Raw genomic sequence first — 19936 nt, forward strand, 5'->3', positions numbered from 1 at the left:
GAGCCTTTTTTATTGCATGTGCAAACCTTTCTCCACGATTAGCTTATCAGCCGCTACAATTTACTAAGCGCGTACACCCAGCTCCGGACATCAATGTGTTACAGCGTATATAGATACGTGTGAATTTTTTCAAGTGCAACGAGTCAACGATATATTGGCTATAACGTTCAGTGAGTTATAAACGTTTTTTGTTACCAAAAAGGATATATGATGAAAATTACACACATGTTATTAACCAGCTCTTTATTGCTAGGCTCAGCTACCGTTGCTTACGCAAACCATCACGCTGGCGAAGAGGGCGGCAATCACTGTGAACATGCGGACACTAACAAAGACGGTACAATTTCGCGTGAGGAGTTTATGATGAAACATCAGAAACGCGCAGAAAAAATGTTCACCAGAATGGACACTAATAAAGATGGAAAAATCGACGCCAACGAGCGCAAAGCTGCGCATGAAGCAATGGAAGAACACCACCGAACAGCACCAGAGAAGAAATAACAATCAGGCGTAAAAATTTGGCGGGCATGTTTGAATATAAAAATACTACTGATTTTTTTGCGCAGTAGCCATGTAGCAGCAAAAGATAAAGCCTCCACCTAACTGCTTGGGGAGAGGCTTTATCTATTCCAACGCATAAAAGCTCTACAGATAAGAAAAGCTTATAACCACCATGTTAAGTTGGCTTAACATTTTCATTGAATGCAATTTCTGCATAGAGCATGCAAGTCAACGCTAAGAAAAGCTGATATTTTATACTCTGTTTTTCCCTAGCACCCTCAGCCAAAGAAAACCTAAGATCCCAGCAGTCAAAGACGTTAACAGAATCGCCATCTTGGAGGTGTTGATCACTTCAGGGCTGCCTAAAAAGGCCAGATTAGTAATAAAAATAGACATAGTAAAACCGATACCACCGAGCATACCTGCGCCAGTGATGTGCGCCCACTTCAGATCAGAGGGTAACTGACATATGCCGATCAAAACTGCAAAGTAACACATTAAAACGATGCCGAGTGGTTTGCCAATAATTAAGCCCGTGACAATACCAAGACCGTTCAAGCTTGCCAGACCGCTAAACCAATTTGAGTCGAAAGTAATGCCTGTATTTGCCAATGCAAAAATTGGCAAAATTACAAATGCTACGGGTTTATGTAAAAAACTCTCTAATCGATGTGAAGGGGATTGTTTGTCATTATCTTTCGCTGAAAACGGAATCACAAAAGCCAACATGACACCAGCAATTGTTGCGTGAATACCAGACTTCAGCATCAGAAACCACATGACTAGACCGCAGATAATGTATGGTAAAAGTAACATTACCTTTAATGCGCGATTCAGCATCAAGAGCAGCGCCCAAACAGCAAAAGCACCTGCAAGATATGCAGCCGAGAGTTGGGCCGTATAAAACAAAGCAATAACCACGATTGCGCCCAAGTCATCAATAACGGCAAAAGCAACGACAAATACTTTTAGCGATGCTGGTATACGTTTACCAAGAATCGCCAATACCCCTAATGCAAAGGCGATATCGGTTGCCATTGGTATGCCGATACCATCCTGTGTTGGTGTGCCATGATTAAAGGTGAAGTAAATTAGCGCCGGAACAAGCATCCCGCCTATAGCAGCCACAATAGGAAGTAGCGCATTTTTAAAGTTAGAAAGCTCACCGATATAGAGTTCACGCTTGAGCTCTAACCCTATAAGCAGAAAAAACACCGCCATCAAGCCATCGTTAATCCAGAGTTCCAAACTTAAACCACCAAATTTAACTTGCCAGAAGTTTAAGTACGCATGGCCAATTGAAGAGTTGGTCATCAAAATTGCGATCAACGTGCAGAAGATGAGCAAAATTCCGCTCGACTTCTCTGACGCAAAAAAATTGTTGAAGGTGTTGGATAGTTTTACTGATGCTGAAATCATTTGCTACTCGTAATTTTTTCTAAAGTGAATAATATATGTATTTGCCAACTTGCGCTCTGTAATTAACTTTGAGATCTAAATGGCGCACGTTCGTCTAGCTCATTGGTATAAGCCACAAGCCCTGCGGACTCTTGTGTGACAAAATCCTGAATGGCTGACGCAAAATCCGGGTTGGCAATCAAGTGAAAAGAACAAGTAGACCTAGCTTTAAAGCCACGTGCCAACTTATGCTCACCTTGCGCCCCACCCTCAAAATACACAATACGCTCAGCAATACAGAACTCCTGAGCTTGATAATAACAAAGCTCAAAGTGTAAATTGGGCACATATTGCAACGCACCCCAGTAGCGACCATACAACGTGGTTTGATCATAGATATTTAAAGCTGCAGCTATGGGCTTCCCATCCAAATAAGCAATAATTAACAAGATATGCTGCGGCATACTGCTACCTATATTCTTGAAAAAATCACGCGTTAAATATGGCGTAGATCGGTGCTCATGATAAGTGTTTTCATAACACTGATAGAAAAAATCCCATTGCTCAGCAGTAATTTCACTGCCTTTAATTGATTTGCAAACCACGCCAGAAGCTTCGACTTTCTTACGCTCTTGCCGAATCTTCTTGCGTTTATCATGGCTTAATTGACCTAAAAAATCTTCAAAACTGGTATAGCCAGGATTATGCCATCGGAACTGCACGCCATGCCTTTGCATCCATCCCGCCTCTTTAAATGCCTTTTCAGAACCATCATCAGGGAACAACACATGTGCTGATGACATTTTGTTTTTCTGCACAATTTGCAGCAACGCGTTGATGAGTAATCGCTTCGCTTCAGGGTCAGTTGTAAGCAAGCGTGTGCTGGTAATTGGGGTAAATGGAATAGCGGAAACAAGCTTGGGGTAGTAATTCAAGCCATTACGCTCATACGCCTCGGCCCATGCCCAATCAAAGACATACTCGCCATATGAATGATACTTTACATAGAGCGGCATAGCGCCTATTAACTGCGCATCATCATACAGTAAGAGTGGAGAAGGCTGCCAGCCAGTGCCGCCGCCGACAGACTTTGAAGTCTCTAGCGCACTCAGAAAAGCATGCGTCAATAGGGGCATGCCATCTAGCAAGGCGTCCCAAGTCTGAGCCGGAACTTGTGCTACACCATCGCCAACCTCAAGCCTTAACGCCATACACCAACACCGTATCTGTTCATGATTGATACCTAATTATGCACCAAGGTAAAGGGAAGGTAGTACACCTAACTTTAAATGCGATGATTAAATCGAAGGAAAAAAGGAAAAAGAGAAACTGGCACCAATATCGATTAAATCAATATCAGTAATGAGTGGATGGGTACTGAAGAACGGGGACGACTGGAACAAGGTTAGCTATTGTCAGTGCAGCTTTATAGTGCCTTTTTTTTGGAGGTATTTGTCGCCTGCTTATTTTTAGCTTTAGCGTCCTCTAGTGCTTCAGCCTCAATGGCTTTTCTTTGTTTTTCTAGCTGTATTGCCGCTTCTGCAGCCCGACGGCGCTCAAGGATTCTCGCTTGAGCTTCTACCAGCTCGTTTAGAGAAATCACGCCATCTTGGTTTGTATCTACACTGTTGAAATGTCTAGCGATTTGCGGCAGTTTTTCTGTGGCTTCTTGTCGATCTATCGTGCTGTCATTATTTGAATCTGCTTCAAAAAAGCGTGCTTCAATACTTTCTTGCATCGCGCGTCTGCGTTCTTCAATTTGATCGTGACTGGGGTCAATAGAACGGGCGTAATCTTCGAGTGCTTTACGTAGCATTTCTCTACGCTCAGGGCTAAAGTTCAGGTTTAAAGTCTTTTGGTAGCCTTCTTTAGCATCATCTTCAGTAGCACGCTCACCATCTGTCGTACGCCTAGGCTTTTCAGCTGCGGCAGCCAGATTATTCCTACTCCCAGGGTTAGCGCTTAAAGTAAGGCTTAAGCTCATGCATAAAACTAGGCAAGCGTACTTGGTCAATGACATATTGTTTAGCAAAATCAAATCCAAAAGATCAAGGTTCCAATGTTAAGCATTACGATTGAAGTTGCATTATCATGAAGCACGTTTGTTAATTGAATGTTTCACTAAACGGTGAAATTGTAAGGAATTGTAAATTTTTTCGACATGAATCATGAGACTGTAGATAAAATTGCAAGTTCAGGCACATAAAATTTAATATAAATATAAATTTAGCATACACTTTGCAGTTATTGAAAATAATATTGTTTTACAAATATTCAACACAACGCTATTAAAAATTAAGGTTTAAACATAATGATGGCCGATCAAAATAAAAAAATCTTAGTCGTAGATGATGATGTACGTTTACGTGAGCTCTTGCAGCGCTACCTCACCGAGCAGGGGTTTACCGTTAAAACCGCCAATGACGCCAAAGAAATGGACAGCATTCTTGCTAACGATGCGATTGACTTATTAGTGCTGGATTTAATGTTACCGGGCGAAGATGGCTTGTCTATTTGCCGCAGAATGCGCGGTAACGCCACAATGATGCCAATTGTGATGCTCACTGCGCGCGGCGATGAAGTAGATAGAATTATCGGCCTGGAAATGGGTGCGGATGATTACCTACCCAAACCATTTAACCCTAGAGAGTTATTAGCGCGTATTAATGCGGTGCTTCGCAGGCATGAGCGCTTGGTGCCAAGCGCGCCAGCCAACGCGGCAGAAAACATCACCATTGGTGACTTTGTGTTCAATGCTTCAACGCGCTCACTTAGCCGTCAAGGCACGGCCATTGCCATTACCAGCGGCGAATTTGCATTGTTAAAGGTGTTTGTTGACCATCCGCGCCAGCCGCTATCTCGCGACAGGCTGATGCAACTCGCCCGTGGACGTGAACTAGATGTGTACGACCGCAGTATTGACGTGCAGGTTTCACGCTTACGCAAATTGATTGAACCAGACCCCGCCCATCCACGCTACCTGCAAACCATGTGGGGCTTTGGCTACGTATTCATCCCAGATGGTGAAGCTGACAACTAAAAACCACAAGTCAGGCAATTGTCCTAGTCATAATGGCCTGACCGTACGCTAATTTTAATTACTTAAGCCAACCACATTGCGCCTGTTACCCAAAAAGCTACTCTCAAGAATCATGTTACTTATCGCTGTTTTATTAGCGATAGGTCAGTTTGCATCTTTGCAGATTTTTGAATACTTTGAGCGTGAGCCACGCGCACAAGCAACGGCATTACAAGCTGTCACGGTTGTTAACTACACGCGCGCATCCCTGATTGCGTCGCAAGAAAACCTACGCTTAGCTTTACTTTCTGAATTAACTGGTAAAGAGGGCGTTCGTATTTATTACGCCGACTTTATGGAAGAAATTGCCCCACTGCCAGATGATCCCTTCATCCAATTGGTGGCCGATAAGATTAGAGAACGCCTGGGTGAACAAACCATCATTACCACCAAGCACTATGGCATTAGTGGCTTATGGGTCAGTTTTGGCATTGATCAGGATGACTTTTGGGTTGTTATTCCGAACGTACACGTAGAGCGCCCGTTCCCTTGGCAATGGCTAGGCTGGATCGCCTTGGTCTTGAGTTTATCTTTAGCAGGCGGTTATTTGCTTGCCGCACGTATTAACAAGCCACTAAACCTGCTGGTAAGTGCAGCTGACAAACTGCGTAAAGGTGAGCAACCAGAAAAACTGCCAGAAGACAGTGTGACTGAACTACGCGAAGTAAGCACTACTTTTAACAAAATGGCAGAATCTCTGGCTGAGCTTGATGCAGAAAGAACCTTGATTCTAGCTGGCGTTTCACACGACATTCGCACACCTTTAGCGCGCCTGCGTCTTGCTGTAGAAATGCTACCCGAACAGGACTGTGGCTATCTAAAGTCAGGCATGGTGCAAGATATTGCTGACATGGATAATATTATTCATCAGTTCTTAGATTTTGTACGCGGCACAGAAGGTGAACCAACGCTGATGGTGGATATCAACACCCTGCTGCAAGCGCTGCATGAGAGGCAGCAGCGCGCTGGACGCGACTTGGTGATTCAACTTGCACCAACTTATAAAGTACCGATTAAGCCACTGGCTATGCAGCGCTTGCTAGATAATCTGGTCGGTAATGCGTACAACTACGGCGGCGGACAAGTTCGCGTTAGCAGCCAGATACAGGCAGACTGGATTGTAATCAGCATTTTTGATAATGGCCCGGGGATTCCCGAAACCCATCTACAGAAGTTATTACGCCCATTTGAACGGCTTGATACCGCACGTAGTAACGCAGGGGGTAGCGGCCTAGGCTTGGCGATTGCAGACCGCATTGCGAAGCTACATCACGGCAAACTTGAGCTAATTAACCGGCCTGAAGGCGGCCTAGAAGCTAGGCTGAGTATTCCAATTAAGAACTAGTAACTAGCTGGCGTATTAAGCGCCAGGCTCAAACCAAGCCAATTTCTCACGCAAATGCACCACTTCACCAATAATGGTGAGGCATGGCGCTTTTAGGCCAGCTTCGATGACCTTCTCCGACAAGTCTGCCAAGGTTGCAGTCACCACCTTTTGGCGTTGAGTCGTACCCTGTTGCACCACTGCCACTGGCATATCCGGGGAAACTCCGTGCTTGATGAGCTGCTCACAGATTTGTGCCAACCCAACCAGACCCATATAGATGACGACTGTTTGCCTTGGGCGTGCCATCGCCTCCCAATCTAAATCCAAGCTACCATCTTTTAAATGCCCAGTAATAAACAAGCAAGCTTGTGAGTAATCACGGTGGGTTAACGGGATACCTGCGTAACTGGAAACACCATTAGCAGCGGTAATCCCTGGCACCACCTGGAATGGAATGCCATACTCCATCAAGGTTTCGATTTCCTCGCCACCGCGACCAAAAATAAATGGATCACCACCTTTTAAGCGCAGTACGCGTTTGCCTTGCAATGCCAACTTAGCAAGTAACACATTAATTTCCTCTTGCGGCAACGTATGCTGATCACGTGATTTGCCTACATAAATCAGCTCCGCATCGCGGCGCACCAGCTCCATCACCTCTGGACTAACCAATTTGTCGTAGACGCATACATCACACTGCTGCATCAAACGTAATGCCCTGAACGTGAGTAGGTCTGGGTCACCTGGACCGCCACCGACTAAAAACACTTCACCTTTGTTGGCGGTGCCATTTTGCTGGTCAATCAAATCTTGCAATAAAGCGCGCGCTGACTGCTCTTGCCCTGACAAAACACGCTCGACTAGCGGGCCTTGTAGCACATCTTCCCAGAAGCGACGGCGCGCTTGGGTTGTAGTGAATTTTGCCTTTACTTTATCGCGAAACTCACCCGCAATACCAGCAATGCGTCCATAGCCGGCAGGCAGCATAGTTTCAATTTTGGTACGGATGTAACGTGCCAATACCGGCGCATTACCTTCACTGGAAATTGCAATCACTACCGGGCTACGCTCAATAATCGAACCCATGGTAAAGGTACATAAATCAGGGGCATCCACCACGTTGACCGGAATCCCCAATGCTTTTGCATCCATTGAAACTGCTTTATTCACTACCTCATCATCGGTTGCGGCAATCACCAGACATGCACCCTCAAGCTGAGGTTTGCTGTAGGTTGCCTGAACGCATTGAATTTTTTTCGCTTCAGCCAAAGCTTGCAGCTCGTGACAAATTTCTGGTGAAATCAAGGTCACCGCTGCATTTGCCTTTAACAGCATGCCAACTTTACGAGTTGCGACATCGCCACCGCCAATCACCACACATGATCGATTGGTGATATTGATAAAAATAGGGAGTGCTTGCATGTTTTGAATGATTATCTATACATTAAGTTAATCATTTTACCTTGTAGTGAACAACTTTGCGTGAGGCAAGTGAGCAAATACGTTAAAATCATATTTTGCGTTTTGGCTATAACACCTTGAATACACCTAAAAAAGTTTTTATTAAGACCTTTGGCTGCCAGATGAACGAGTACGATTCATCACGGATGGCAGATATGCTGTCTGCGTCTGACGGCATGGTAGAAACACTGACGCCGGATGACGCAGATGTCATTTTGCTCAACACGTGCTCTGTACGCGAAAAAGCAGAAGATAAAGTATTTAGCCATCTTGGGCGTTTTATTCCACTGAAAGAGAAAAATCCCAATCTGGTGATTGGCGTGGGTGGCTGCGTGGCGTCACAAGAAGGTGACAATATTATCAAGCGTGCGCCATACGTTGATGTTGTTTTTGGTCCACAAACCTTGCATCGCCTGCCAGAAATGATTAAAAACAAGCAAGCGAGCGGCACCTCACAAGTGGATATTAGCTTTCCTGAAATTGAGAAGTTTGACCATTTACCGCCACCGCGCGTAGAAGGGGTGAGTGCATTTTTAAGCATTATGGAAGGCTGTAGCAAGTATTGCAGCTTTTGTGTAGTGCCTTATACGCGCGGCGAAGAAGTCTCTCGTCCATTTACCGACATTTTGACCGAAGCAGTGCAATTGGCAGAACAAGGCGTGAAAGAAATTACGCTATTAGGCCAAAACGTTAACGCATACCGCACTGAATACGACGGCGTGGATGCAGACTTAGCCATGTTAATTGAAACCATTGCTGAAATCCCGCAAATTGAACGCATCCGCTTTACCACTAGCCATCCCAATGAAATGAATGAGCGCCTGATTAACTGTTTTGCCACTGTACCTAAATTGGCCGCACAATTACATTTACCGGTGCAGGCTGGCAGCGACCGTATTTTGATGGCCATGAAGCGCAATTACACCGCTCTGCAATTCAAATCGATCATTCGCAAACTCAAAACAGCTAATCCTAATTTAACATTCACTTCAGACTTTATTGTTGGCTTTCCGGGTGAAACTGATGCAGATTTCGAGGCAACGGTAAAACTGATGCAGGATGTAGGCTTTGACGCAAGTTTTAGCTTTCTGTATAGCCCGCGCCCAGGCACGCCTGCTGCATTTTTAAAAGATGACACTACACAAGAAGTTAAACTTACACGTTTAGATAAGCTTCAAGCGATTAACGAAGCGCAAGCCAAGGACATTTCTGAAGCAATGCTTGGCACCACGCAACGCGTGCTGATTGAAGGCGCATCGTGGAAAGATGCCAGTTTGCTAGCTGGCAAAACCGATAATAATCGCGTGGTTGATATCGCAGGCGATGCCAGCTTGGTGCATCAGTTTGTGAATGTAAGAATTACCGACGTTTCTAACCCAAGACGCTTAATTGGCGAGATCGTATAACCATGGAAATTACCCTAACCCCTGAAGATAATGTTCGCCTTGCTAACTTATGCGGACCGCTGGATGAAAACATCAAGCAAATTGAAACCGCACTCGAAGTGAACATTAACCGCCGCGGTAGCACGTTTAACGTCAGTGGCAAACTAGATAACACTCGCCTTGCCGCGCAGCTGATTGAAAATTTTTATGTCCGCGCCAAAAAACCGATTGAACTAGAAGATGTGCAGCTGGGTTTAGTCGAAATCGACAAGCTAAAGCCTGAAGATGTGGTTTCTACTGCTATGCCTGTACTGATGACACGCCGTGGCGATTTACATGGCCGCACTCCACGCCAAGTATCGTATTTGCAGCAAATACAGGAGCATGACATTACGTTTGGCATTGGCCCGGCAGGTACGGGCAAAACATATTTAGCTGTTGCCTGTGCAGTCGATGCCATGACGCGTGACCGCGTTAAACGTATCGTACTAGTACGCCCGGCGGTTGAGGCTGGCGAGCGCTTGGGCTTTTTGCCAGGTGACTTAAACCAAAAAGTAGACCCTTACCTACGCCCTTTATACGATGCACTATATGATTTAGCCGGTTACGACACCGTGAACAAAATGTTTGAACGTGGCGCCATTGAAGTAGCACCGCTTGCTTATATGCGCGGACGCACGTTGAACCAAAGCTTTATTATTCTGGATGAAGCGCAAAATACGACACCGGAACAAATGAAAATGTTCTTAACCCGTATCGGCTTTGGCACCAAGGCAGTGATTACTGGCGACGTGACACAAATTGATTTACAGCGGCATCAAAAAAGCGGTTTAGTAGAAGCGCAAAAGGTATTAAAAGATATCAAAGGCATCGCCATGACGCACTTTTTATCTGGTGATGTAGTCCGCCACCCGTTGGTACAAAAAATTGTGAATGCCTACGAAGAATACGAGTCACAGCAAAAAAATTAACGGATATAAAGCAAGCACATAGCGCAACATTGCTGCACCTTGATATACCATGCGAGAATAGTGCAAGGTATAATCAAAACGACGATGCATAATTTTTGAGATAAAAAATGACACCAAATAAATACAGCAAGATTTTGCAAAAAGGCTTAAGTATTGTTGAACAAGTAGTATTGATTGTAATTGGCATTGCCACCATTTTTGGCGTGCTTCAGGCAATCTTAAATATTTGGGATGAGCGCACTATTCACGTTGGTGACCTATTACTGCTCTTCCTTTACCTTGAGGTGATGTCGATGCTGAGCCACTACCTCACAGCAGGGAAGCTACCAGTCAGGTATCCGCTATATATTGGCATTATCGCCTTAGCCCGCTTCTTGGTGCTGGATATCAAAGAGCTAGACGCGATGACTATGTTTGCACTTTCAGGCTCCATCTTATTGATTGCACTGGCCATTTTAGTGGTGCGCTATGGACACGTGAAGTTTCCATATACCGATGGCACAGACTTGCAATCTAAAACCGATTAAGACGACCTATGCCTAAATTAGCTGCAACCATTCAATACGCCAGCGTCGCTGACAGCATTCCCAGTGCTAGTCAGTTTCGCAAATGGGCAAAAGCTGCGCTGCGAGTAGATACCGAAGTGACCATCCGCATCGTCGATGCCGAAGAAGGCCAACTGCTCAATAACACCTATCGTGGCAAAGACTATGCAACAAACGTACTGACCTTCCCGCTCACTGAAGAACCCTACCTGATGGGTGACATCATCATTTGCGCACCGGTGGTGGCAGCAGAAGCTGAGGCTCAGCAAAAAAGCCTAGAGGCACATTACGCGCATTTAACAGTGCATGGCATCCTGCATTTGCATGGTTACGACCATGAAATCGATGCACAGGCTGAGCTGATGGAGGGCCTAGAAACTGCAATTGTCACGAAATTAGGGTATGCTTCACCCTATCTCATTACAGAGGACGCCAACTAATGGCAACCGAGTCGGAAAAACCAAGCAACCATAAATCAATTAACAAGCCTAGCTTGTTGGAACGTTTAAGTAATTTCTTATTGCGGGAACCTGAAGACCGCGAACAGCTGGTCGAGCTACTGCACAGTGCATATGAAAACAGCTTAATGGATGCGGATTCGCTCGCAATGATTGAGGGCGTGCTGCAAGTAAGTGAAATGCAAGTGCGCGACATCATGATTCCGCGCTCGCAAATGGATGTCATCGACATCACTGAACCTCCCGAAGTATTTATTCCCAGTGTGATTGAAACTGCACACTCGCGCTTTCCTGTGATTGAAGGCAATAAAAACGATGTCATCGGCATTTTGCTGGCAAAAGATTTGTTACGTTACTATGCGGGCGAAGACTTTGAAGTCCGCGACATGTTACGCCCTGCCGTATTTATCCCTGAAGCCAAACGCCTCAACATATTACTGAAAGAATTCCGCAGCAACCGCAACCATATTGCCATTGTGGTAGATGAGTACGGTGGTGTGGCTGGCATGGTCACCATTGAAGACGTGTTGGAGCAGATTGTTGGCGATATCGAGGACGAGTACGACTACGACGAAGATGAAGACAACATTATTCAAAACGCAGATGGTCAGTACCGAGTAAAGGCACTCACTGAGATTGCAGACTTTAATGAAATTATAGGCACAACTTTCAGCGACGAAGAGTTCTCCACCATAGGCGGCTTGATTGTTAGCAAGTTTGGCCACTTACCAAAACGCAATGAAGAGGTCAGTTTTAACGGCATTCACGTAAAAGTATTGCGCGCAGATAGCCGTCGTCTGCACACCATTTTAGTTTCGGTTAAAACCGAGTCTGCAATTCAGAGTGAAGGCTAACTAAAACCAATCTTAACTTCATCTATTCCATTTTAAATTAGGTAGATAGGGAACTAAGTCTAGAGATTCATTTCATAACTCTGTGTTGTCCTGAATCTCAATTCTTTAGTCCAATTTAACTGGAGTTCGTTATGAAGCACTTATTGTTTGTTTGTCTTTTTGTTGCGCAGGGGCTATTAATACAAACTGCAATGGCAGAGGAAGCAACGAGTAGCCAGGCTACTATACCCACAATAGAGCAGGACTTTGTAAAATCAATCAATCAATTTAGCAAAGCCCAAATTATTGAACAGTTTGGTGAGCCCGCAAAGTCAGACGATGTCAAGGTAAAAGGTTCGGGTAAAGTAGTGGCTTCAATTTGGCTGTACCATTTTATCAATACCGCGGCGGATGGTTCTTACTATGAAACTACCGAGTTAGACTTTATTGATGACAAAGTAGTGATGGTTGCATTTTTAAAGAATGACGGTAGTGAAGGCCCTGAAGCAAGCCAACAGTATGAAGTGCCGGTTCAATAACATGCACATATAAAAAAGCGCCGTTTACGGCGCTTTTTTATATCCAAACTTAAAGTCTATTTCTTTAATGCATCACGAATTTCACGCAACAGAATAATATCTTCTGCCGTTGGTGCAGGTGGTGGTGCTGGCTCTGCTTTTTTCAGACGATTCATTTGTTTCACCAACATAAAAATCACAAACGCCAAGATGACAAAGTTAATCACAATGGTTAAAAAGTTACCATAGGCAAGCATAGGCACACCCGCTTGTTTAAGCGCTGCATACGTACCTGCATTACCTTCCGGGATTGCTGCCAATGCAACAAACATATTACTAAAATCTACATTACCCACAACCTTACCAATCAGCGGCATAATGATATCGCCCACTAAAGAATCAACAATCTTTCCAAATGCAGCGCCAATGATGACACCTACTGCTAAATCCATGACATTGCCTTTTAAAGCAAATTGTTTAAATTCGGACGCGATACTCATGCATTTCTCCAGTCATATAGTTGTACAGACAGATGAACATCTGTAACGGGTATAGTTAACTTCAAATATTTTTCTTACTTGGTCATTAAATATATGTCTTATGTAACCACCATGTCAACATATGCCAATCTGTACAGCACAATTTAGATGTTAATTTTTGTTATCTGAGGCACTAACAAGCTACAATTCGCAGCATGCTATTTTCTATCTCCAACCCTGTCATCAAAACCGTCACGCTCTTTGCACTTGGTGCTTTTGGTGTGCTTGGTTTTGCGCCCTACTACTTTTACCCTGCCAGCATACTCTCGCTGATCGGCGTTATCTATTTCATTACCCTAAGTGACTCAGCCAAGTCTGCCGCCATCAGTGGCTTTACTTATGGCTTAGGACTATTTGGCGTTGGAATTTACTGGATTTACATTAGCCTGCATACCTATGGCGGTATGCCTGGCATCATGGCGGCTTTTTCCACTTTTGTATTAGCTGCATTTTTAGCGCTATTCCCTACCATGGTCGGTGCATTGAGCAAGAAACTGGGGCAACATCCTACTTCAACCATCATCGCCATTCCAGTGCTTTGGGCACTCGCAGACTGGGTAAGAAGCTGGATATTTACCGGGTTCCCGTGGCTGACGATTGGCTACAGTCAGGTCCCAGCCAGCCCATTGGCAGGCTATATGCCAGTGACCGGTGTTTATGGCGTTACCTTCATTACAGTGCTGATTGCCAGCGTGATTGGCGTTGGACTAGCAAACAAAGCAAAAACCTCAGTCTGGCAACGTGGCGCAGTCGGTACCTTGCTATTACTGATTGCTAGTGGCTACGGGCTAAAACAGATTGAATGGACGACCCCTATTGGTAAACCACTCAGTGTGAGTCTGCTACAAGGTAATATTGAACAAAACCTAAAATGGGTGCCAGAGCTTGCTGAACACACCATGCAGCAATACCTGACTATGACAGAACAGAGCAGTGCAAAATTAATTGTACTGCCAGAAACTGCGCTACCCGTGATTGCCAGTGAAATTCCGCAAGAGTTAAAAACAAGGCTAGTTGCACATGCCCATAAAAATCAGGGTGACATCTTGGTTGGAATGATTGAGCGCGAGGATGGCGAATATTTTAATAGCGTATTGAGTTACGGAAGTGAGCAAACACTAACGTATCGTAAATCCCACCTTGTGCCATTTGGCGAGTTCATTCCGCTGAAAGTAGCGTTTGGCTGGATATATCGCGACTGGCTCAACATGCCATTGAGCGATTTATCGCGCGGTGCAAAATATCAGCAGCCTATGCCCGTGGCTGATGCAAAAGTAGCGGTCAATATTTGTTACGAGGACGTGTTCGGCGAGGAAATCATACGCCAGCTACCGGCAGCCACATTATTAGTAAATGTGAGTAACGACGCATGGTACGGTGAATCATACGCAGCAGATCAGCATTTACAGTTTTCTCAAGCACGCGCACTTGAAACCGGGCGCATGATGCTGCGTGCCACCAACACGGGCGCGACCGCGATTATTGATCAAAAAGGCTATCTCACAGCGCATGCGCCGCACTTTGTGCAAACTTCACTGGATGGATACGCACAAGGCTACACTGGCACAACCCCTTATGTATACTGGGGAAACTGGCTATTTCTAACCATATGTTTCGGCTTATTACTATTCATATGGAAACGTAACAGGGCGTCATCAAGATAAAACCTATTGCAAGATTACAAAACCAAGTAAAATTGCACTTTTCGCCAATTTCAACAAACACATCATGGCTTTAACATTTCAAGAGATTATTCTCACCCTACAAAAATACTGGAGCGACAAAGGCTGTGCGCTTCTGCAATCTTACGACATGGAAGTTGGCGCTGGCACCTCGCACACCGCTACCTTTTTACGCTCATTAGGCCCAGAGCCTTGGAAAGCCGCTTACGTGCAACCAAGCCGCCGCCCTAAAGATGGTCGTTATGGCGAGAATCCAAACCGGTTACAGCATTACTACCAATTCCAAGTAGTATTAAAACCAGCACCGGCAGATATTCTGGAACTGTACCTAGGCTCATTAGAAGCGCTAGGTTTTGACTTAAAACAGAACGATATCCGCTTTGTAGAAGATGACTGGGAAAACCCAACACTAGGCGCATGGGGCTTAGGCTGGGAAGTTTGGCTCAACGGGATGGAAGTCACGCAGTTTACTTACTTCCAACAAGTAGGCGGCATTGACTGCAAACCGATTACCGGCGAAATCACCTATGGCTTAGAGCGTTTGGCCATGTACCTACAAGGGGTGGATAACGTATACAACCTGACTTGGACCGTGGATTCAAATGGTAAAGCCTTGAGCTATGGCGATGTGTATCTACAAAACGAACAAGAGCAAAGTGCTTACAACTTTGAGCACTCTGATGCTGACTTCTTGTTTACCGCGTTCAATGCACATGAAAAACAAGCAAAGCACTTGATGGAAAACCAATTGGCGCTGCCAGCTTATGAGCAAGTGCTCAAAGCCGCGCATACCTTTAACTTACTTGATGCACGCGGTGCAATTTCTGTCACTGAGCGCGCAGGCTACATTGGCCGTATTCGCAACTTGGCACGTTCAGTTGCTGCCAGCTACCTAGATAGCCGCGCCCGACTTGGCTTCCCGATGGCGCCAAAAGATTGGGCAGATGAAGTGCTAGCCAAGCTCGATAAAGAAAAACAAGAAAAAGATAAGAAGGTTGCTTAAATCATGTCACAACAAAACTTACTTGTAGAATTATTTGTAGAAGAGCTACCGCCAAAAGCACTGAAAAAACTAGGCGAGGCATTCAGCAACACACTATTTGAAACCTTGAAGCTTCAGGGCTTATCTGCTGAAAACTCAGTCGTGACCTCTTTTGCTACACCGCGCCGCTTAGCAGCGCACATGACTGCCATAGCAGCGCAAGCCAAAGATAAGCAAATCTCGCAAAAGCTGATGCCAGTGAGTGTAGGTTTGGATGCAAACGGCAATGCCACCCCTGCCCTGATTAAACGTTTAAACGGTATGGGCTTAGATGAGACAGCAGTTTCACAGCTCACCAAACAAATGGATGGCAAAAACGAAGCCTTGTTTTTAGAAGTCACGCAAAAAGGTGCAGTGCTGAACGATGGCTTACAAAAAGCCATTGAAGAAGCCATCCAAAAATTGCCTATCCCTAAAGTGATGACCTACCAACTTGCCGATGGCTGGAGCAGCGTTAACTTTGTGCGCCCTGCGCATGGTTTAATCGCACTACATGGCAGCGACATTGTTGCGACCAGCGCCCTAGGCTTGAATGCCGGCAACCAAACGCAAGGCCACCGCTTTGAGGCTGCATCAGCCAACGTTGTGATTAAAAACGCAGACAGCTACGCCGAGCAACTTAAAACCGAAGGTGCAGTGATTGCCAGTTTCGCTGAACGTCGCGCTGAAATCGTGCGCCAACTCACCGCAGCGGCCGCTAGAGAAGGCCTAAAACCAATTGACGATGAAGCATTGCTGGATGAAGTGACTGCATTGGTAGAGCGCCCCAATGTATTACTTGGTCAGTTTGAAGAAATCTATTTAGAAGTACCGCAAGAGTGTTTGATTCTTACCATGAAGGCGAATCAAAAATACTTCCCATTATTAGACAGCAATAATAAATTAACGAATAAGTTCTTAATTGTGTCTAACATTTGCCCTACTGACCCATCGGCAGTGATTGGCGGTAACGAACGCGTGGTACGCCCGCGCTTAGCCGATGCTAAGTTCTTTTTTGACCAAGACCGCAAAAAAACGTTGGAATCACGCATTACCAGCTTAGAAAAAGTGGTTTACCACAACAAACTAGGCTCTCAAGGCCAGCGTACAGAGCGCGTAGGTACGATTGCTAAAGCAATTGGTCAACAACTGGGTGGTGCAGAATTAGCAGCCAAAGCGGGCCTAGCTGCTCAACTGGCAAAAACAGACTTAATTACCGATATGGTAGGCGAGTTCCCTGAGCTGCAAGGCATTATGGGGCGCTACTATGCGCAGCATGAAGGTTTGGATAACGAAGTTGCTTTTGCGATTGAAGACCATTACAAACCACGTTTTGCAGGCGATGACTTACCACGTAATCAGGCGGGCCTCACCGTCGCATTGGCAGATAAACTTGAAACACTAGTGGGCTTGTTCAGCATTGGCGAAAAACCGACTGGCGATAAAGACCCGTTTGCGCTGCGTAGGCAAGCACTAGGCATCATCCGCATGCTGATTGAAAGCAAACTACCGTTGGCTTTTGAGCAACTGATTCACGACGTGCTCTCTGCATTTGAGCATGATGCGACCAATACCGCAGCAACCGTACAGGCCATCAAAGAGTTTTGCTTTGACCGCTTGAGCGTTAACTTGCGCGAAAACGGCGCTACTGCACAGGAAGTAGACGCAGTACTGTCACTCGACCCGGCTCTACTCAGTGAAATTCCACAACGCCTTGCGGCTGTCCGCACATTCGCTGAGCTTGCCGAAGCACCTGCACTCGCCGCAGCTAACAAACGCGTCAGCAATATCCTGAAAAAAGTGGAAGGTGAAATTCAAGCACAAGTCAATGTAAGCTTGTTACAAGAGCCTGCTGAAATTGCACTGAATAATGCACTGATCACAGTAAAACCAGAAGCTGATCAACAGTTTGAAAGTGGCGACTACACCAGTTCATTAAAAGCGCTGGCTGCATTAAAAGCGCCTGTCGATGACTTTTTCGACAACGTGATGGTGAATGCAGAAGATACAGCGCTTAAAGCAAACCGCCTAGGCTTGTTAGCGACATTGCACCAAACCATGAATCGTGTCGCTGATTTATCTAAACTGGCAGGTTAATTACCAATACAATATGCTCACCAGGTTAAGGTCAGTACGTTACAAGAACCTTAAGCTAGTGAGCATACCCCCTATTCAAACAAGATTGGTTACCTTATGAAGTTAGTGATACTAGATCGCGACGGCGTCATTAATCAAGACTCCGCCAATTTCATTAAAAACCCTAATGAGTGGATTGCAATCCCAGGCAGCCTCGAAGCTATCGCACTATTGAATCAATCCGGATTCAGAGTAGTGGTCGCCACTAACCAATCCGGAGTGAGCCGTGGCTTGTTTGATATGGCTACCCTCAACAGCATTCACGACAAAATGCACCGCGAGCTGGCACTGGTTGGCGGGCGTATTGATGCAGTGTTTTATTGCCCACATTCGGCGGATGACAATTGCAACTGCCGCAAACCAAAAACTGGCATGATTAAAGAAATCGGCAAGCGCTTCTCTGTAGATTTAAGTCAGGTATGCGGCATTGGGGATGCATTACGCGATTTACAAGCATTTGCAAACGCAGGTTGCCAACCTATTTTAGTGCGCACTGGCAAAGGTGAAACCACACTAGGCTCTGGCGAATTACCGGCGAATACCATCGTGTTTGCCGATTTAAGTGAAGCTGCGCAATATATCATTGCAGAAAACAACTAACTCAGAATACATCTAAACTTAAGAATACGCCTAGCCCATGCTGCTGTTACGCTCTACATTATTCCTTCTCGGGCAGATTATTACTGCACCAATTTTTACATTGATTGCCCTGCTCTCAATGCCGCTGCATCCTGTTACTCGTAACGTGCTGATTTCTGGTTGGGCACGCAGCATGATTTGGTGGCTGCGCATTACATGCAATATCAAGCACGAGATCGTAGGACTAGAAAATATTCCAGCAACGCCCAGCATCATTCTGGCAAAGCATCAATCTGCATGGGAAACCTTAGCATTTCAGGCAATTTTCCCTACGCAAGTTTACGTGCTTAAACGTGAATTATTGTGGATTCCAATATTCGGCTGGGGCCTGGCAATGTCATCACCCATTGCTATTGATCGCAGCGCAGGACGCGAAGCACTGAAAAAACTCGTGGCTCAGGGTAAAGCTAGACTGAGCAAAGGTTTATGGGTAGTGATTTTTCCTGAAGGTACCCGTATGGCACCAGGTGAACACGGCAAATATCATATTGGCGGCGCATGGCTGGCAACCCATACCGAAACACAGGTCGTGCCTGTCGCGCATAATGCAGGCAAGTTTTGGGCGAAAAACTCATTTATCAAAAAACCTGGTGTTATTCAGATTCATATCGGCAAACCGATACAAACCGTCAACGTTAAAACTGATGCATTAAACAACCAAGTTGAGCATTGGATAGAATCTGAAATGGCAACGCTGGGCTAACGTTAAACCTATGAGCCACAGCATCCAACTCCCCTCTGGCGAGCAAATTCATTACACACTGGAGCGCAGGCAGCGCCGTACCGTTGGGCTAAAAATCACCCAAGAAGGCCTGATCGTACATGCGCCCAAGCGCATCGCACAAACCTATCTGGAAAGCCTGATTGTACTGAAAGCGGATTGGATACTTAAGAAATTAGAAGCGCGCAGCGCTAACCAACATCCGCCTATGCAATGGCAACACGGTGACCAGCTGTTATTGTTAGGCAACACCATCACACTCGTGACAAAACAGGACACCCGCTCACGAGCAGTTGAATATACGCCGGGTTTTTTACAACTGGCTATGCCTAATCACAGTGAGCCAAGCGCAGTGGAAAGAAAAGTACTGCAATGGTATAAAAAACAAGCACTGACTGACTTTTCCAGGCGCTTAGCACTTTTTGCCACTAAGCTCGGCGTGCCGACGCCTGAATTGTTTTTATCCAACGCACGTTCACGCTGGGGTAGCTGCAACTCCAGAAAAGAAATTCGGCTCAACTGGCGCCTGCTGCAGGCACCGCCACACATTATCAATTATGTAGTGTGCCATGAGCTAGCGCACTTAAAAGAGATGAATCACTCGGCGAAATTCTGGGCAGTGGTTGGCAGCATTTTCCCTGATTACAAAACAGCGGAAAAAGAGCTTAAAGCATGGTCGCCTAAGCTACATATCATTTAGGCTACTTGGCTTATTAACGCGC

Annotated in this window: 20 protein-coding genes; 15 read left to right on the plus strand and 5 right to left on the minus strand. The window is 45.5% G+C overall.

The features are described from left to right. Nucleotides 1-210 precede the first annotated feature (210 nt). Entirely contained in the window at nt 211-501 is a 291-nt protein-coding gene (locus C3Y98_RS10240; protein ID WP_135278503.1) for an EF-hand domain-containing protein, read from the plus strand. Between the two features lie 252 nt (nt 502-753). Here the strand turns inward: C3Y98_RS10240 and nhaA are convergent, their stop codons facing one another. The 3 genes from nhaA to C3Y98_RS10255 all read right to left on the minus strand — a co-directional run bounded on the left by nhaA (nt 754) and on the right by C3Y98_RS10255 (nt 3883). Beyond that, a complete protein-coding gene (gene nhaA / locus C3Y98_RS10245; RefSeq protein WP_135278504.1) occupies nt 754-1920 on the minus strand; it encodes a Na+/H+ antiporter NhaA in 1167 nt (388 codons plus the stop codon). A 62-nt stretch (nt 1921-1982) separates the two neighbouring features. Beyond that, on the minus strand, nt 1983-3110 hold the full coding sequence (locus tag C3Y98_RS10250; protein WP_135278505.1) for a GNAT family N-acetyltransferase: 1128 nt from the start codon (nt 3108-3110) through the stop codon (nt 1983-1985). A gap of 215 nt (nt 3111-3325) precedes the next feature. Next, nucleotides 3326-3883 (minus strand): EF-hand domain-containing protein, encoded by a 558-nt coding sequence (locus C3Y98_RS10255; RefSeq protein WP_135278506.1) that lies wholly within the window; start codon nt 3881-3883, stop codon nt 3326-3328. 327 nt (nt 3884-4210) lie between these two features. Between C3Y98_RS10255 and ompR the strand changes: the two genes are divergently transcribed. Beyond that, entirely contained in the window at nt 4211-4939 is a 729-nt protein-coding gene (ompR, locus tag C3Y98_RS10260; protein ID WP_167759932.1) for an osmolarity response regulator transcription factor OmpR, read from the plus strand. Between the two features lie 76 nt (nt 4940-5015). Continuing rightward, nucleotides 5016-6323, plus strand: coding sequence for an ATP-binding protein (locus C3Y98_RS10265; protein WP_135278507.1), 1308 nt, complete (start codon nt 5016-5018; stop codon nt 6321-6323). A gap of 15 nt (nt 6324-6338) precedes the next feature. On the opposite strand, the gene cysG is transcribed toward C3Y98_RS10265, so the two are convergent. After that, a complete protein-coding gene (gene cysG / locus C3Y98_RS10270) occupies nt 6339-7727 on the minus strand; it encodes a siroheme synthase CysG (protein ID WP_135278508.1) in 1389 nt (462 codons plus the stop codon). 116 nt (nt 7728-7843) lie between these two features. On the opposite strand from cysG, the gene miaB reads away from it, so the two are divergent. From miaB to C3Y98_RS10300, 6 genes are all read left to right on the plus strand, one after another. After that, nucleotides 7844-9172 carry a tRNA (N6-isopentenyl adenosine(37)-C2)-methylthiotransferase MiaB gene (miaB, locus tag C3Y98_RS10275; RefSeq protein ID WP_135278509.1) on the plus strand — a complete coding sequence of 443 codons (1329 nt, stop codon included), beginning with the start codon at nt 7844-7846 and terminating at the stop codon, nt 9170-9172. A 2-nt stretch (nt 9173-9174) separates the two neighbouring features. Beyond that, the gene (locus C3Y98_RS10280) at nt 9175-10122 is read left to right on the plus strand and encodes a PhoH family protein (RefSeq protein WP_135278510.1); all 948 of its coding nucleotides are present in this window, start codon (nt 9175-9177) and stop codon (nt 10120-10122) included. Nucleotides 10123-10229: 107 nt separating this feature from the next. Then, nucleotides 10230-10649, plus strand: a complete 420-nt coding sequence (locus C3Y98_RS10285) for a phosphate-starvation-inducible protein PsiE (protein ID WP_135278511.1) — start codon at nt 10230-10232, stop codon at nt 10647-10649. An 8-nt stretch (nt 10650-10657) separates the two neighbouring features. Then, on the plus strand, nt 10658-11107 hold the full coding sequence (gene ybeY, locus C3Y98_RS10290; RefSeq protein ID WP_135278512.1) for an rRNA maturation RNase YbeY: 450 nt from the start codon (nt 10658-10660) through the stop codon (nt 11105-11107). Then, nucleotides 11107-11979, plus strand: coding sequence for a CorC family transporter (locus tag C3Y98_RS10295; protein ID WP_135278513.1), 873 nt, complete (start codon nt 11107-11109; stop codon nt 11977-11979). The genes ybeY and C3Y98_RS10295 overlap by 1 nt, the downstream gene beginning before the upstream one ends. A 131-nt stretch (nt 11980-12110) precedes the next feature. Further along, on the plus strand, nt 12111-12497 hold the full coding sequence (locus C3Y98_RS10300) for a hypothetical protein (protein WP_135278514.1): 387 nt from the start codon (nt 12111-12113) through the stop codon (nt 12495-12497). Between the two features lie 56 nt (nt 12498-12553). Here C3Y98_RS10300 and mscL read toward each other — a convergent pair whose 3' ends face one another. Beyond that, nucleotides 12554-12976, minus strand: coding sequence for a large conductance mechanosensitive channel protein MscL (gene mscL, locus C3Y98_RS10305; protein WP_135278515.1), 423 nt, complete (start codon nt 12974-12976; stop codon nt 12554-12556). A 194-nt stretch (nt 12977-13170) separates the two neighbouring features. Between mscL and lnt the strand changes: the two genes are divergently transcribed. The 6 genes from lnt (at nt 13171) to C3Y98_RS10335 (ending at nt 19914) form a co-directional block, all read left to right on the plus strand. Beyond that, a complete protein-coding gene (lnt, locus tag C3Y98_RS10310; RefSeq protein ID WP_135278516.1) occupies nt 13171-14679 on the plus strand; it encodes an apolipoprotein N-acyltransferase in 1509 nt (502 codons plus the stop codon). Nucleotides 14680-14743: 64 nt separating this feature from the next. Continuing rightward, entirely contained in the window at nt 14744-15700 is a 957-nt protein-coding gene (gene glyQ, locus C3Y98_RS10315) for a glycine--tRNA ligase subunit alpha (protein WP_135278517.1), read from the plus strand. 3 nt (nt 15701-15703) lie between these two features. After that, complete coding sequence (gene glyS / locus C3Y98_RS10320) at nt 15704-17815, plus strand: glycine--tRNA ligase subunit beta (protein WP_135278518.1); 2112 nt, start codon at nt 15704-15706, stop codon at nt 17813-17815. 96 nt (nt 17816-17911) lie between these two features. Beyond that, nucleotides 17912-18454: a D-glycero-beta-D-manno-heptose 1,7-bisphosphate 7-phosphatase gene (gene gmhB / locus C3Y98_RS10325; RefSeq protein WP_135278519.1), complete on the plus strand. Its 543-nt coding sequence runs from the start codon at nt 17912-17914 to the stop codon at nt 18452-18454. A gap of 37 nt (nt 18455-18491) precedes the next feature. After that, nucleotides 18492-19196, plus strand: a complete 705-nt coding sequence (locus C3Y98_RS10330) for a lysophospholipid acyltransferase family protein (RefSeq protein WP_135278520.1) — start codon at nt 18492-18494, stop codon at nt 19194-19196. 10 nt (nt 19197-19206) lie between these two features. Further along, nucleotides 19207-19914 carry a M48 family metallopeptidase gene (locus C3Y98_RS10335; RefSeq protein WP_135278521.1) on the plus strand — a complete coding sequence of 236 codons (708 nt, stop codon included), beginning with the start codon at nt 19207-19209 and terminating at the stop codon, nt 19912-19914. Nucleotides 19915-19936 lie beyond the last annotated feature (22 nt).

The sequence above is a fragment of the Methylotenera oryzisoli genome (genome assembly GCF_004661485.1).
GTDB classification, from domain to species: domain Bacteria; phylum Pseudomonadota; class Gammaproteobacteria; order Burkholderiales; family Methylophilaceae; genus Methylotenera; species Methylotenera oryzisoli.

Coding starts and splice junctions, on each gene's coding strand:
- C3Y98_RS10300 (WP_135278514.1), top strand. CDS start 12,111: ATGAAGCACTTATTGTTTGTTTGTCTTTTTGTTGCGCAGGGGCTATTA.
- nhaA (WP_135278504.1), bottom strand. CDS start 1,920: ATGATTTCAGCATCAGTAAAACTATCCAACACCTTCAACAATTTTTTT.
- cysG (WP_135278508.1), bottom strand. CDS start 7,727: ATGCAAGCACTCCCTATTTTTATCAATATCACCAATCGATCATGTGTG.
- glyQ (WP_135278517.1), top strand. CDS start 14,744: ATGGCTTTAACATTTCAAGAGATTATTCTCACCCTACAAAAATACTGG.
- C3Y98_RS10295 (WP_135278513.1), top strand. CDS start 11,107: ATGGCAACCGAGTCGGAAAAACCAAGCAACCATAAATCAATTAACAAG.
- C3Y98_RS10255 (WP_135278506.1), bottom strand. CDS start 3,883: ATGAGCTTAAGCCTTACTTTAAGCGCTAACCCTGGGAGTAGGAATAAT.
- ybeY (WP_135278512.1), top strand. CDS start 10,658: ATGCCTAAATTAGCTGCAACCATTCAATACGCCAGCGTCGCTGACAGC.
- C3Y98_RS10280 (WP_135278510.1), top strand. CDS start 9,175: ATGGAAATTACCCTAACCCCTGAAGATAATGTTCGCCTTGCTAACTTA.
- glyS (WP_135278518.1), top strand. CDS start 15,704: ATGTCACAACAAAACTTACTTGTAGAATTATTTGTAGAAGAGCTACCG.
- C3Y98_RS10250 (WP_135278505.1), bottom strand. CDS start 3,110: ATGGCGTTAAGGCTTGAGGTTGGCGATGGTGTAGCACAAGTTCCGGCT.
- gmhB (WP_135278519.1), top strand. CDS start 17,912: ATGAAGTTAGTGATACTAGATCGCGACGGCGTCATTAATCAAGACTCC.
- C3Y98_RS10335 (WP_135278521.1), top strand. CDS start 19,207: ATGAGCCACAGCATCCAACTCCCCTCTGGCGAGCAAATTCATTACACA.
- C3Y98_RS10285 (WP_135278511.1), top strand. CDS start 10,230: ATGACACCAAATAAATACAGCAAGATTTTGCAAAAAGGCTTAAGTATT.
- C3Y98_RS10240 (WP_135278503.1), top strand. CDS start 211: ATGAAAATTACACACATGTTATTAACCAGCTCTTTATTGCTAGGCTCA.
- C3Y98_RS10330 (WP_135278520.1), top strand. CDS start 18,492: ATGCTGCTGTTACGCTCTACATTATTCCTTCTCGGGCAGATTATTACT.
- mscL (WP_135278515.1), bottom strand. CDS start 12,976: ATGAGTATCGCGTCCGAATTTAAACAATTTGCTTTAAAAGGCAATGTC.
- ompR (WP_167759932.1), top strand. CDS start 4,211: ATGATGGCCGATCAAAATAAAAAAATCTTAGTCGTAGATGATGATGTA.
- lnt (WP_135278516.1), top strand. CDS start 13,171: ATGCTATTTTCTATCTCCAACCCTGTCATCAAAACCGTCACGCTCTTT.